At 61.7% G+C, this 13,846-nt stretch carries 10 protein-coding genes and 1 pseudogene; 3 read left to right on the top strand and 8 right to left on the bottom strand.

The window, feature by feature from the left end; all coding sequences use genetic code 11:
• Positions 1–3 precede the first annotated feature (3 nt).
• On the bottom strand, positions 4–4,416 hold the full coding sequence (locus NL154_RS27965) for a strawberry notch-like NTP hydrolase domain-containing protein (protein ID WP_434734545.1): 4,413 nt from the start codon (positions 4,414–4,416) through the stop codon (positions 4–6).
• A gap of 306 nt (positions 4,417–4,722) precedes the next feature.
• Here NL154_RS27965 and NL154_RS27960 point away from each other — a divergent pair, with 306 nt between their 5' ends.
• Positions 4,723–5,913: a DUF1173 domain-containing protein gene (locus NL154_RS27960; RefSeq protein ID WP_430960489.1), complete on the top strand. Its 1,191-nt coding sequence runs from the start codon at positions 4,723–4,725 to the stop codon at positions 5,911–5,913.
• Between the two features lie 27 nt (positions 5,914–5,940).
• Here the strand turns inward: NL154_RS27960 and NL154_RS27955 are convergent, their stop codons facing one another.
• From NL154_RS27955 to NL154_RS27925, 7 genes are all read right to left on the bottom strand, one after another.
• The gene (locus tag NL154_RS27955) at positions 5,941–6,381 is read right to left on the bottom strand and encodes a DUF3846 domain-containing protein (RefSeq protein WP_430960488.1); all 441 of its coding nucleotides are present in this window, start codon (positions 6,379–6,381) and stop codon (positions 5,941–5,943) included.
• A gap of 166 nt (positions 6,382–6,547) precedes the next feature.
• A complete protein-coding gene (locus tag NL154_RS27950; protein WP_430960487.1) occupies positions 6,548–7,738 on the bottom strand; it encodes a DUF932 domain-containing protein in 1,191 nt (396 codons plus the stop codon).
• 216 nt (positions 7,739–7,954) lie between these two features.
• Positions 7,955–8,599 (bottom strand): antitoxin of toxin-antitoxin stability system, encoded by a 645-nt coding sequence (locus NL154_RS27945; RefSeq protein WP_430960486.1) that lies wholly within the window; start codon positions 8,597–8,599, stop codon positions 7,955–7,957.
• Positions 8,592–9,029, bottom strand: a complete 438-nt coding sequence (locus NL154_RS27940; protein WP_430960485.1) for a hypothetical protein — start codon at positions 9,027–9,029, stop codon at positions 8,592–8,594. The genes NL154_RS27945 and NL154_RS27940 overlap by 8 nt, the downstream gene beginning before the upstream one ends.
• Positions 9,030–9,096: 67 nt before the next feature.
• On the bottom strand, positions 9,097–11,232 hold the full coding sequence (locus NL154_RS27935) for a ParB/RepB/Spo0J family partition protein (protein WP_430960484.1): 2,136 nt from the start codon (positions 11,230–11,232) through the stop codon (positions 9,097–9,099).
• A gap of 290 nt (positions 11,233–11,522) precedes the next feature.
• On the bottom strand, positions 11,523–11,900 hold the full coding sequence (locus tag NL154_RS27930) for a DUF5615 family PIN-like protein (RefSeq protein WP_430960483.1): 378 nt from the start codon (positions 11,898–11,900) through the stop codon (positions 11,523–11,525).
• Positions 11,897–12,529, bottom strand: a complete 633-nt coding sequence (locus tag NL154_RS27925) for a DUF433 domain-containing protein (RefSeq protein WP_430961999.1) — start codon at positions 12,527–12,529, stop codon at positions 11,897–11,899. Before NL154_RS27925 ends, NL154_RS27930 begins: the two co-directional genes overlap by 4 nt.
• A 347-nt stretch (positions 12,530–12,876) precedes the next feature.
• On the opposite strand from NL154_RS27925, the gene NL154_RS27920 reads away from it, so the two are divergent.
• On the top strand, positions 12,877–13,233 hold the full coding sequence (locus tag NL154_RS27920) for a TA system antitoxin ParD family protein (protein WP_430960481.1): 357 nt from the start codon (positions 12,877–12,879) through the stop codon (positions 13,231–13,233).
• A pseudogene (locus tag NL154_RS27915) lies at positions 13,230–13,816 on the top strand (zeta toxin family protein). The gene NL154_RS27920 and the pseudogene NL154_RS27915 overlap by 4 nt, the downstream one beginning before the upstream one ends.
• Positions 13,817–13,846: the final 30 nt, after the last annotated feature.

Genomic DNA, 13,846 nt, shown 5'->3' with positions numbered 1-13,846 from the left:
CGGTCACCCCCGGCCGTCGACGTCGACAACTTGATGCCGTTCGATCAGGCGCGACAGGATCGCCGGTCCTTCCTCCGACTTTGGAATGAAGTACCGCAATTTCCAGGCGATCATTTCCGAGAACAGGCCGATTGCCCGGAGCCTGTCGCGCATGCCGTCGGTGAAGCCGGTGAGCTCGATGCGGTAGTTGTTCATTGCCCGGACACGCCGCAGCGTCATGCCGCCGGCAAGTCCGACAACCGAGGATCCGGCGAGCAGCGATTGCCAGATCTGATCGGCGCTGACGACTTCGGTCTGGTCGAGCCCGAAATTCCGGCACAGCCGAGAGAGCCCTTCGGACGTTATCAGACGGCCAACGATGCGCTCACCCTCGTCGGTCTGAAGGCGATAGACCCGGCAATAATCCTGCGGCAGCAGTTTCCAGATCGGTAAAAGCAGGCCGGAGACAACGTGCATGGTCGAAAGCGAAAATTCGGGGAGATTGGCGACCTCGGCCTCCCAGGCGGCAGAGAAGGTTTGCTTATCCGTTTCCTCCCGATTCGTCTCTTCGAGCTGACGCAGCTCGAAGCGGATCTCGTCCATCGGCCGGATGAGCGCCACCCGCGGCTCAATTGATCCGTCATCGAGCATGACCGAGCGAGCCGGAACCTGGACGGCCGGGCGGCCGGACTTGCCGTTGATCACAAGCTTCGCTTGGCGATCATGCGCGGCGAGTTCCAATGCGTCGGAAAGCACCATCGGCCTGTTGCGATCCATGCGTTCGATGGTCAAGAGATGCGACTGCGCGCCGGTGACCGGATGGGTATAGACCAGCCGCCGATCCTTCACCGTCATGCGGTCCGCAACAAGCGTCTCCAGCCCCTTGTCGTAAACGCCGGACGCAATCGCGCCCTCGACACGGGCGGCGAGCAATTGCTCGAAGGCATCGAACAGCAAGTTCTGCATGCGAACCGTCAGCGCCAGCATCCGATTGAGGAAGGTGTGAATCGGCGGCAGCTCGTCCTTGATTCTATTTTCCTCTGCCGTCAATGACAGGCCGGTGATCGTCTCGAACGTTTCGAGCGACCAGCCTTCGATACCGCCGCCATGGATGAGCCTATAGAACTGCCTGAGCGCATCGCGGGCATATTGGGATTCGAGATTATCCTCGGAGCGGAACATCCCCTGCCCGCCGGTCTGCCGCTGTCCGCGCGTGATCGCTCCAAGCGTGTCGAGACGCCGGGCGATGGTCGACAGAAATCGCCGTTCGGCCTTGACGTTGGTGGCGATCATGCGGAAACGCGGCGGCTGCGCCTGGTTGGTACGATGACTGCGTCCCAGCCCCTGGATCGCCACGTCCGCCCGCCATCCGGCCTCGAGGAGATTGTGGAGCCGCAGCCGCTGGTTCCTGGCGCCGAGGTCGGCATGGTAGGAGCGTCCCGTGCCGCCGGCTTCGGAGAAGATCAGGATCGGCTTCTCGTCATCCATGAAAGCGCGCGTCTCGTCGAGATTGGCGCTGCCCGGCCGGTTCTCGACGGCAAAGCGGGCAATCGCGCCGCTGCCGTCACGGCGCACGATCCGACGCGTGCGGCCGGTGATCTCGGCAACGCGGGTCGTGCCGAAGTGCTGGACGATCTGGTCGAGCGCCGTTGGAATGGCAGGCAGACTGCCGAGCCGTTCAAGGAGAGCGTCTCGGCGGGCGACGGCTTCGCGGCAAAGGACTGGATTGCCGTCGGCATCATGGACCGGCCGCGACAGCAGATTGCCCTGGTCGTCGGAATATTCCTCGAAAAGCTGGATCGGGAAGGAATGGTTGAGATATTCCGCGACGATCTCGCGCGGTGTGACGTCGACCTGGATATCGCCCCACTCCTCGGTCGGGATTTCTGCCAGCCGGCGTTCGGTGAGCGACTGGCCGGTGGAGATTATCTGAACGATCGCGGCGTGGCCTTGGTCCAGATCGTTGTTGATCGCACCAATCAGCGCCGGCGTCTTCATCGAGGTCAGAAGATGATTGAAGAAACGCTGCTTCGAGCTTTCGAAGGCTGAACGCGCCGTGGCCTTGGCGCTTTTGTTGAGTGTGCCCGTGCTGCTACAAATGCCGGAGGCCTCGAGCGCCGCGTCGAGATGATTATGAATGACCTGGAAAGCCTCGGCGTAGGAATCGTAGATGCGTACCTGTTCGTCGGTGAGCGCATGTTCGAGGATATCGTATTCGACGCCCTCGAAGGAGAGCGACCGCGAGGCGTAGAGGCCCATGGCCTTGAGATCGCGGGCAAGCACTTCCATGGTCGCCACCCCGCCGTCCTCGATCGCCGCAATGAACTCGGATCGCGTCGAGAACGAAAAGTCGGCGCCTCCCCAGAGGCCCAGCCGTTCGGCATAGGCAAGCGACTCGACTTCGGATGCACCGGTCGCGGAGACATAGACGACGCGGGCATCGGGAAGGGCACGCTGCAGACGCAGACCGGCGCGGCCCTGTTGCGAAGCAGCCTTTTCCCCGCGCTCGGACCTGCCGCCCGCAGCGTTTGCCATCGCATGACCTTCGTCGAAGATCACAACTCCGTCAAAATCGCCTCCCAACCAGTCGACGATCTGCTGGACGCGCGACCGCTTTCCCTCGCGTTCGTCACTTCGCAGTGTGGCGAAAGTGACGAAGAGGATGCCTTCGTGGAGCTTGATCGGCGCGCCCTGGCGGAACCGTGAAAGCGGTGTGACCTGCAGCTTCTCCTGGCCGAGCGCGCTCCAGTCGCGCTGTGCATCCTCGATCAGCGTCTCGGATTTCGAGATCCACAGATGGCGGCGGCGTCCTTTAAGCCAGTTGTCCAAAATAATCCCGGCCGCTTGACGGCCCTTGCCGGCGCCTGTGCCGTCTCCCAGGAACCAGCCGCGCCGATAGCGGACCGCGCCCTCGGCGTTTGGAGTCACTGCCCTGAGATTGTCAAAGCTCGCATCGACGGACCAGTGGCCGGCGAGATAGCCGGAATGGGCTTCGCCGGCATAGATCACGCTTTCGAGCTGGGCGTCGGAAAGATCGCCTTTGGTGACGGCACGCTTTGGCAGATGCGGGCGGTAGGTCGGTTTGGGTGGCGCGACCGACGCCATTGCGACGGACTCGACCAGCCTGTCCGGATGGGGTTTTGCATCGGGGATATGGATCGCCTGCAGTTGATAGGGCTCGTAAATGCCGTCGGCGACATCAACCCGGATTTTGGGCGAAGTATCGCGCAGCTCGTAGGAGAGCTCGACGACCTGATCGTCGGCAGGGCACACAGGCGAGAACCCGGGACGCGGGGCACGGACAGCAGGCGAAGAGCGCACCGCAGACGCGCTGGCCGCCACAGGGGGTAGCGTATCAGCGCGTTGGCGTGCGGCCATTGTTGTGCAGTCGGACAGGATGCCGATGGGTAGGAGGGACGGGGAACGCGGCGGAAGGGCGGAGATCCAGGCGAGCAATGTTTCCGGATCGGGAGCGACACCGTGCGAGGCAACGAAGCTCGTTGGATCGGCGGGGGCTATCTTGTCGATCACCGTCAGGCGCGTCTCGATTGTCGCGCCGTGCCGCGCATAGACGCCGCCGTCGATGGCGGCGCTGAACAGGACCGAGCCGCGCTCGTGCAAGCGAACGAAGGCGTCTCGCCAGTTCGGGTTGTCGGAAGAAAGGCTGGCACCGGTGATCGCCACGAGCCGCCCACCCGGGGCAAGCCGCGCGAAGGCCGAGGTCAGATGACGCCATGCGGCGTCGGCCACGCGGCCCTCGACGTGAACGCCGGCTGAAAACGGCGGGTTCATCAGCACGACGGTCGGGCTCACCGAGCGGTCAAGGTAGTCGTCGATGTGGGCGGCGTCATGCTGCGTGACCGTCGAGGCCGCAAAGAGTTGCTCGAGAAGCGCATGCCGGACAGGCGCATATTCGTTGAGTGCCAGGCATGCATGGGCAAGCTCGGCGAAGATTGCCATCAGTCCCGTCCCGGCAGACGGTTCGAGCACGATGTCTTTCGCCACGAGGCCGGCAGCGCGGGCCGCGACATAGCCCAGCGGAATCGGCGTCGAGAACTGCTGAAACTGCTGGCTCTCCTCTGAGCGGCGCCTGTGACTGGGGATCAGGCTCGCGATCTTCGTCAACATCGCAAGTGCTGCCTGCGACGAGTTTGAGCGGGCGGCGATCGCCGCACCGAACTTGCGCAGGAAGAGCACCTGCGCGACTTCGCATGCCTCGTAGGCGTCTTTCCAGGTCCAGAGGCCCTCGGCATCCGAGCCGCCGAAAGCGTCGTCCAGGTTGGTGCGGAGATCGGCGGCGTCGATTGCCTCTCCACGTTCAAGAAGCAGCAGAAGCGCCTCGCCGGCTTTGCGGATTTTACTGGCGCGGAAACGTTCGTTGGAGGTGCCACCCGGCATGGCCGCAGCGTTCGCGGCCGTGGAAGAGATCACGTTCATGGGATACCCTGTTCGAGAGCGAGAAAGGACCGGCCCGCCCGGACGCTCTCCAAGTCTCGCCGGGCCAACCCATTCCGGCCCCTCTCTCCCTCTCCCAACGCTCAGCACCGGCACAACACGGGCTGCGACCGGTGCGAGCTCAGGCCCATACTGTTGTTCCCTTCCAATTCCGCTGCGTTGGCTCCCTGCCGGGCCGAAGCAATAACCCATAGTGGTCTTTCTGCGCTAGTATAGTCGACCGGCTTCGTGTTACATCGCAGTCGGCGCGATCACGTGCGACTGAAATGACCGATCAGGAGGGACAATGTGCGGCGGTTTCTAATCGGCGGCAGGTCATTCGAAGAGGGTTCTCCGGAATTGCAGGGTGTCCTCCCGCAGGCGTATGAACAGAAGCTCCGGCCGCAGTGCCAGTGCAAGGACCCGCCGGTCCCGATGTATATTGCCCAGGTTGACGGCCAATACCTCGTCAAGCGGATGCCGCTGACCGGGCGGGATCACGAAGCCGGCTGCTCATCCTTTGAACCGCCCTACGAGCTCTCCGGTCTCGGCCCACTGATCGGGAATGCGATCCAGATCGACGCGGCATCCGGATCGTCGATCCTCAAGCTCGATTTTTCCCTGTCCAAACGCGGCAGCCGCGCGAACGCTGCTCAGCCATCGCAGCCGGCCGAGAGCGAGCGCAATGAAGCGAGGAAATTGTCGCTACGCGCCCTGCTGCACTATCTTTGGGATACGGGCGAACTGACAGAGTGGACTGCGCTCTGGAGCGGAAAGCGCGGCTGGGGGCGTGTTCGCGCAAGCCTTGTCAATGCGGCTAGCCAAATGAATGTTCGCGGTGCGCCGCTCAGCGACATCTTGTTTGTCCCCGAGGCTTTCCACCCGGAGGACAAGGACGGGATCGCTGCTCGCCGTGCGGCGGCACTTGCCGGCGCGAAAGCGTCCGGTTCGGGGCCGCGTAAACTCATGCTGGCGGTGGCGGAAGTGAAGGACTTCGACGCTGCGAGAGACGGCCAGAAAATCCTGGTGCGCCACCTACCCTTCCCCTTCATGATCGACGCCGGCACCTGGAGACGCCTGAACGCCAGGTTTGAAACAGAGCTCGAGCTCTGGCGCTCGAACAAAGAGTTCCATCTCCTCATGATCGCGACCTTCGGGATTTCGGGGGCGGGGATAGCCACGGTGGAGGAAATCGCGCTGATGGTGGTCAATGAGAACTGGATTCCGTTCGAGAGCGTCGAGGAACAACGCCTTTTGGAAAAGTTGTCCGGATGGCGGCGCAAGAGCGTGAAGGGCTTGCGCTTCAATCTAGCCGTAGATCAACCGATCGCATCTGTCACGCTGCCCCAAGAACGGTCGGGGCCTGTCGCGATGTATATCGTGCCGACCGGGTCGAGCAACGATTTCGAGACAGCGCTTGCGGAGTTGATGGAGACGCGCCCGGAGATGATCCCATGGGTCTGGCGTGTCGCCGACGGCGATATGCCGAGACTACCCTAGCAGCGGAACCAGGGAATTGCTTTCTGATCAATGGGCTTTGCTGATGACCGCTGGCGGGCGCTGGTCGACATGCACTTCCATGGCGCTCAGCCGCGTGCCGAAAATGCGCGGGCCGTTTAGCGGCTCGAACACCGGATGCAACATCGGCCTGACGATCGTAAGCCGGCTGGCGACGTCTTCGATTTCGGTCGTGACATCGACGGTCTCGCCATATTCGTCCGTACCGATGATCAGGAGATTGCCGGCGAACGGCGACGGATAGCCGTGAAGCTGCGTCACGCAAGGCAGGACCTCCTGTAGACCGTTGTCGTCGACGACAATGGCAAGGGTCTCATTGATCTGTACCATGTCGATGAGATCGCAGCCGATCAGGTTTCGGATGACGGCAAGCCGGTTTTCTTTGGGGATCCCCACGATGCGGATCGTCCCGATTAGTGGCTCTACGAGATACGCTTTGGTGGTCTTCATGAGATTTCTCCATAATTTAGCGAAGGGCAGGTTGTTGCTCAGCGCCCATCAGGTCGGGACGGATCAGGCGTAGATCAGCCCAGTCTCGACTTCTTAGCCGCAGCAAGGGGAAGGCCCGGCGCAACGCCGGGCGATCAGGGGTTGGTTGAAAGGTTTGTCGAGGCGATCAGGAAGCTTGTTCGAGCAGCTTCTTTGCCTTGCCTTCCAGCTCAAGGCGGGTGTCCTGATGGGCTTTGCCCCGCGCGAGCGCCGTGATCCCTTGCACGAAGTCGAAAATCGACTCGGGCGGGCGACCTTCTTCGCAAAGCACCGTCTCGATGATCTTGCCGGATTCGGCCTTGGAGAAGCCGCGCTTACGCAGGAAATCCGTGCGATCCTCGTCGTTTCGCGCAACGACCCGCTCGCGTGCCGCGCGGATGCCGGCCACAAAGGCGGCGGGCGAGGAATTGGCGAAATTCGTCAGCGCCGGTGCTGCCTCATGGGCAAAGCGCTGTGCCGCGAACTTAGAGTGCCGGATGGTGATTTCCTGGAAATTTTCGGTGCCCCACAAATTCCTGTTGGCACAAACGGCACGCAGGTAAAAGCTCGCGATTCCAAGTGTTTTCGAGCCGACCTCGCTGTTCCAGGCATAAAAGCCGCGGAAATACAAATCGGGCTCGCCGTTCGGCAACCGCCCCGCCTCGATCGGGTGGGTGTCATCGACCAAAAATACGAAGACATCGCGGTCGGAGGCATAGAGTGTCGTCGTGTCTTTGGTGATGTCGACGAAGGGGTTGTGGGTCATGGAAGACCAATCGAGGACCCCTGGTATTTTCCACAGGGTATCTCCAGTCCCATTACCGGCGATGTTCATGATCGCCGAGACGAGCGCGTGATCCCAGATCCTGCCATAGTCGGGACCCGTCACAGCCCTGAGCTCGGTGCGGCCGTCGTCCATCTCCAGCGTCTTTACGAGCTCAGTGCGGCCGTCGAGGAGGCCGTGCTGCAGGTTGATCGCGGCAAGCGGCGCGGGAAGCTGGCGCATGTAGCTCGCGGGAGCGCCGACCAGGCTGCAAAGCTGGCCGTAGCTCCAATGGGTCGGCGCGATCGGCTGGCGTCCGCCCGGCACCACCAGTTCTAGTCGCTCGGCATTGCTGCGGGTCGCTTCGACGCGGATCGCCGAGGTTTCCACTGTCCGGACACGCGCTCGCTCGGCCCTAGACTTGACGGCATGATGGAGTTCGGAAAGCGACAGGTATCGCTCGTCGTCGGGGCGCGAGAACCATTCGGATGAAACCCGTCCGATGCGTTCGCCGCGGGAAATTTCGACCTTGAAGCCGGACGATGCCGGTTGAACGCTGTAAATCATCGTGTTCATAGGAGTCTCCTGAAACGAGAACGCCCGGCACTGGGCCGGGCTGTTGGGGATGGTGACTGCCGGAGGCGGTGGCAGCCGATGATGTGGTCAGATGTGAGTTCGCGACGGCAGGTTTCCGCACCCGTGACGGGCGAGACTTCTTCTCTCCCTCCGCCGCATCTTGACCGCCCCCGCCTGACGGCCCTCTTCCTCTGAGATTGGCCGCACCGGCGCGGATCAGCCGAAGCGCTGGCCGGATGCGGTAAAGGTGTAGCCGTTGGCCGAAATCGCCGCGTCGACGGCCTGGTCCGACGTTAGATACTGGTATTCGCGCTCGAGTTGCCGGTAGAGCCAGCGAGCAAGATCGCGGAGGCTCTCGATGACGGCTTCCTCCGCGTTGATCGTCATTGCCTGGTACGACGGACTGTCCCGCTCAACCGAGATCGCCATGCAATAGGCATGGTAGTAGTGGCCACGATGGGTGGCATCCGCGCGGAGCTGGTAGAAATTGCGCTTCTGAATTGCTTGGAGCATGTCGGCGATCCGATGCAACTCTGCATCCCGCGGCGCGTATTTCCTGATCCGGCGCGGCGCCTGCTTGCCGTGGGAATAGTAGGCTTCGAAGCACGCACCATCTCCCTGGCTCCAGAACCCACTGAACCAGATACAGGGATCCTGGCGGGAGCCGCCGCCCTGGAGACGGACCGTGCGTGTCTTGAGGCGGAGGCCGAGGATTTCGCAGATGCGCTCGAAATCTTCATAGACAAAATCGAACCAGTCGTAGTCAAAGCCGCCTTCGCTGTACCAGGCGCGGGCGCTGTCCTTCGCCGCATCCGACAGCTCATGGAACCGATAGACGACGGTCTCGATGATCTCAGCCATCGCTCTCGCCTCCTATGATCGTCCCGGATAGGGATTCGGGATCGGGTGCGCCGGCAAGGATCGCCTCCGCGCGGGCGACCGCCCACGACGCTCTTGCGACCCAATCGGAGGCGGTTGGCCTGTCCGACCGGATGTCGGCGAGGATGATCTTCAGGACCCCGAGCAGGATTTCGAAGTGCACCGCCTTGCGCTGAACCGGTTCCTTCAACTCAGAGCGAATTGTGATGGCCGGAGCGCGATAGGCGGCATCGGCGCCTTGCCAGATGCCGGTCACATGAGTCTCGCCTGCGGATTCGTAGTCATGCCGGGCGTCGTCCCAATCGTTGTCCTCAATTGCCGCGCGACATGCGGCATCGCACGACTCGGCGCGATAGGTGCGATGGCGGAAGACCGGCAGACGATAGGTGGTTTCAATCGTATAGTCGGGCATCGGAATGCTCCTTAAAAAGAAAGGCCCAGCTGTGGGGCCGGGCCTTGGATGAGATGGGGAGATCGGTTTACTCAGCGGCGTCGAGATGGCCGTAGCCGTCTTCTCGATCCGCGTCGTCGTCCCGATCGCAGGAATCGAGGTCTTCCGTCAGGAAGGCGGGGAGCGCGGCGCCAACCTCGGCGTCAGGAGTGACACCGGTGTTCTCGACCTTTGTGGAGACATCATCGCTGGTGACGTCTTCGGCCGCGCGGAGCGGCTGCGGCAACCATCCGCTTCCGGCGATGAGCCGTTCGGCCTCACGCGCCATATCGCTCTTCTTCAGATGGCCGATCAGCTGTGCCGATTGCTCGCCTTTCGCTTCCTGCACGGCCTGGAGGATATGAGCCTTGGTGACCCGACCCAGGTAGTTGTCGGCCGTTGGCGTCCAACCGGCCTCGACCATGTCGAAACCGATCGATCGTGCGACCTGGTCGGCATGCGCGATCGCGCGGCTGCGCTTGTTCCAGGGTTCGATGACCGCATTCAACGACAGCGAGGCGCAATGTGCAAAGAGTGCCTGCCGGCTAGCGTCGTCGAGCCCGATCAGGAAGCCCCAAAGCGCGTCGGGATCCTTGGGGAGATCCTGACCCCATGCTTCCTGCCGCTGGTCGATCTCCTTGGCCCACGCGGTATCACCAAGCGCCGGCGTCTGCGAGAATCGGGCGCTCTGCAGCGTCACCTCCAGGCATGTATCGGACCCGTAGAGATAGAAGGTCTTCAGCACGAAGGCGTGCAGCACAGCGACGAATGCAATGACAGGATCATTGGCGAGCGCATTGCGCAGCGCCACGGTGCGGGTTGCCGTCAAATCCAGGACCAGGCGTTCGGAGAGCGGCCGAAGCGAACCATCCTCTTCTTCGCTTTCGGCATTCACGGAGCCGACACCATGCGCCGCGTTGCCGTCGGCAGAACCGGTCGGACGGCCGCCGGCGACATCGTAATCACCTTCCGACGCGTCGCTCCTATCAACGTCCATCTTCGGTTCGTCCTCTGGACGGACGAAACCTCGCTCGATCTTGAGCTCGCCGTTTGCACCGAGCGAGATGAATGCGCCGCCGCGCGCGACTTCGTCGCCGTCAAACACGTAAGCGCGGTCGTTCAGCCGGTCGAGTTCGCCGCCAAGTTCCTCCAGTTTGCGCTCGGTGTCTTCACTATAGTCTTCGGCCTCGGCATAAGCTGCATCGAGCGCGTCGTACTCGGCTTTGACGGCATCGTAGCGCTCCAGCTCATCCGCGGTCATCTCCGGCTGCTCGCCGTAGAAGCGGCGAAGCCCCGACGTATGGCCGTAGGGGAAATCGAAGGCAGCATCGACCCATTTCCAGCCTTCAGCGGACCTGATCGCCTCGGCGTCGGCATTGAGCTTCTCAATGACGAGCTGCTCGACAAGGGCCGGGTCCTGCAGCCAGCCGCCATTGTCCTCGTCGAAGAGGTCGCGCATGACCACACCGCCGGCAGCCTCATAGGCTTCGATACCGATATAGACGGCGCGGCGGTCGCTCGCCCGGATTGCCGTTTCGGTCAGAAGCCGGCGGATGTAATAGGGCTCGCGGACATGCTGGCGCGAAATCGTGTCCCAAACCTGTTCCTGCCGGACATGATCATTGGTGATCGAGAACGCCATGACCTGCTGCAGGGTCATCTCGTCGCTGGCGTAGAGATCGAGAAGGCGCGGTGAGACCGCTGCAAGCCGCAACCTTTGCCGCACCGTCGCGACGGAGACGAAGAAGCGGGCGGCGATGTCGTCTTCATCCTGCCCCTGTTCCTTCAAAGTCTGGAAGGCCCGGAACTGGTCGAGCGGGTGGAGGTCGACCCGATGCACGTTTTCGGCAAGGGAATCCTCGACCTCCGGCGTTGCCGCCTGGCTGACGATGCAGGGGACACCGGCGGTTTTCGCGAGCCGCTTCTGGGAGACCAGTCGCTCCAGGGCACGGTAGCGGCGACCGCCGGCCGGAACCCGGTAGAAACCGGTCTCGTTGCCATCGCCGTCGAGCTCAGCCCTGACATTGAGGCTGGCAAGCAAGCCGCGCCGCGCGATGTCTTCCGCAAGGTCTTCGATCGAAACGCCGGCCTTGATCCGGCGAACGTTGTTCTGGCTGAGGACCAGCTTGTTGAAGGGAATGTCGCGCGCCGCGCTAAGGGTAATTTTCTGGATGGCCTGAGCCATGTCGGTTCTCCATGACGGGCCGGCCGGAGCCTCTCTCCGACCACCTTAACCCGTCGCGAACACCCCTTCCCCCCTCCCCCTCTCACCTCCCTCGCCCGCCACATCCGGCGCGCTTCTTAAGCGGCCAACCCGACGGCGATTGCATGTTGATCGCCAGGCGCCTTCCCTTTATGCCTACCGGCTGCCGATACAGACGCTCAAAGCGTCGAGAAAAGCGAAAACGTTGGATCGGCCGAGATGCGGATCGACCTGTCGACGATTGGAGGACAATGATCTCCGTGGGAAGACCGCTATGCCTCTGGAAGCGAATAGCGCGTGAGAACAGCGTCTTCGCCATCGAGGGTCACTTCGATGACTTCGTTGACCATATCCTGGGTGTCCGCCAAATCCTGCAGTATGATGGCAAACAAGTCTCGTTGCAGCACAGGCAGCACCTGCGGGACGATAATCACCAGACCCGCGTGCAGCTCTTCCTTGGCGTAGAGCTTCCGGAAGTCGCGGGCATTGTTCGTTACGAAAGTAAAATCCTCCTCGATGATCCGAGGCATCAGGTCCCAGTCGGTTTCGCCGCTCAGTCCCAGCCAGTTCACATGAAAACAATCGTGGCCGTGCGCTTGAGCCACCGCCACGAGAGACGTGTGAAGGCATTCATCGATAAGAAACCTCACGAGGTCGAGCCAGACGGTTTTGAGGCGTTCTCGCTCCGAAGGCTCAGGTGCTTCACGGATTTCACCTTCAGGCCCTGCTCCGAAAGCTTCTTCGGACGTCCTCTGGCGGGGTGGGCCGCAACCCAGATCTCGGCAAGTTCCACCATGCGCTCGGTGAGCGAAGGATAGCCCTCGACGATTTCCGCTGTACTTGCGCCTTGGATCTTCATCGCGGCAATCGTTCGCACGGGAACACGGGTTCGCTTGAAAACCGGCTCGCCGCCCACGACGCCTTTCACGCTTTCAATCATTCGTTCGGCTTCTCGAAGCGCCTCGGCCCGCGCGGCCAGTTGTTCTCGTGCCCGCGCAACGTCGATAATGAGATAATCGTCTGCCCTCACGGTTTCGGCATCGGGGTTCTGGTCGATGGTGTCGAAGAGGCGCTTGCGCCGCTCGGCAGACAAGATCGATCCGACGCCATACCAGAGCTTCAACCGAAGCAGATCCTCATCGGTGAGTGCTCGCCCCCTGCTGCCAACAAGATGAGTCTCGATGATGCGCTTGTCGATCGCATTGTGCACCGACTTCACAGCGATCTCGCTGACAGCCGCCGCTTCGGTTGGCGTGTAGGCGTGTGATGTGCTGGCCATAATCATTCTCCTTGTGGAGAATATATAATTTAGCCCGCCGCTCATGTAAAGCCTTGACCCCTGTTCGATCTCATGGTCGAGCCGCCTCCGAAGCCTAAAATCCAGTCGACCACAGGCGTGATTTACAGATCAGTTCAATTTGGTCACAAGCTCGACCCACGCCCAGCGCTTCTGAAATCTGGCCACGTACCACTCAGGTCGCGCCTCTGTAGCAAATCTCGGTCATCCCCCACACCGGCCTCTGCGCCATGAAGGTGTCGACATCACCAGCCTTGGGGGCTCGTCCGCCCCGCACCTTGATTTTCAGGTGGCATTTTGCTACCCATATAGTCACGCAGGAGATGACCATGGCTCAATCCGTGAAACTTGCTGACGACATTATGGCGCTCATCCGTCGCGAAGCCGATCTTCAGAGCCGATCTGTTGCCGGTCAGATCACCCATTGGGTAAAGATCGGGCGAGCAATCGAGCATTCCGGGACCTTCGACTACGGCCGGATAAAGCTGGCGCTGGAGGGCCGGCTCGATACGACCGAACTCCAAGAGGATGAAGAAGCGGCTTGGCTCGATGCGTTCACGACCAAGATGGCTGAAGCGACGACGGCTGAACAAGAGTTCTTTGCTCAACGCAGAATGTTGGGTCGCGGCGTTGGTCTCGATGCAGGTGGCAACCTCATCTACGCAAAGGATGACGCAGCCGCATGAGACCCAGTCTTGTCCTGCTTGCCGGACCAAATGGCGCCGGCAAGTCGACTCTCTACCAGACCCGCGTTGCTCCAAGCTTCGCGGGTCCTTTTATCAATGCCGACATCATTCAGCGCGAGGAGCTCAAGGACAACTCGATGGAAGCGGCTTATAAAGCCGCCGAGATTGCGCGCGACCGCCGGGCGGAGATGTTTGAGGCAGGCAAAGTTTTGCGACGGAGACTGTCTTCTCTCACCCATCGAAGCTGGAGATCATCGAAAGAGCGCGAACGCATGGCTACATCGTCATTGTCATGCATGTCGGTGTCGACAGTCCCGATCTCTCGGTGGCGCGGGTCAAGGGACGCACCGAAGAAGGCGGCCATGATGTCCCGGAAGAAAAGATTCGAGCACGCTACGATCGTGGGCAGCCGCTGATCCGGCAAGCCGTCCTCCGTGCCGACCGGGGCATGGTCTTTGACAATTCACATCTCAACGAACCGCCTCGGCAGGTTCTGGTCTTTGAAAGGGGCCACCTGCTGCAGGCAGCTCCCTACCTGCCGGGATGGGTCCTTTCGGTCTATGCCGACGACCTTATCATCTGACCCACATCATCTTGATCGGCGTGGGTGACC

The sequence above is a fragment of the Rhizobium sp. YTUHZ044 genome, from assembly GCF_051123975.1.
Taxonomy (GTDB): domain Bacteria; phylum Pseudomonadota; class Alphaproteobacteria; order Rhizobiales; family Rhizobiaceae; genus Rhizobium.
The sequence above is the reverse complement of the archived record's forward strand: the minus strand, read 5'-3'. Positions and strand labels throughout refer to the sequence as shown.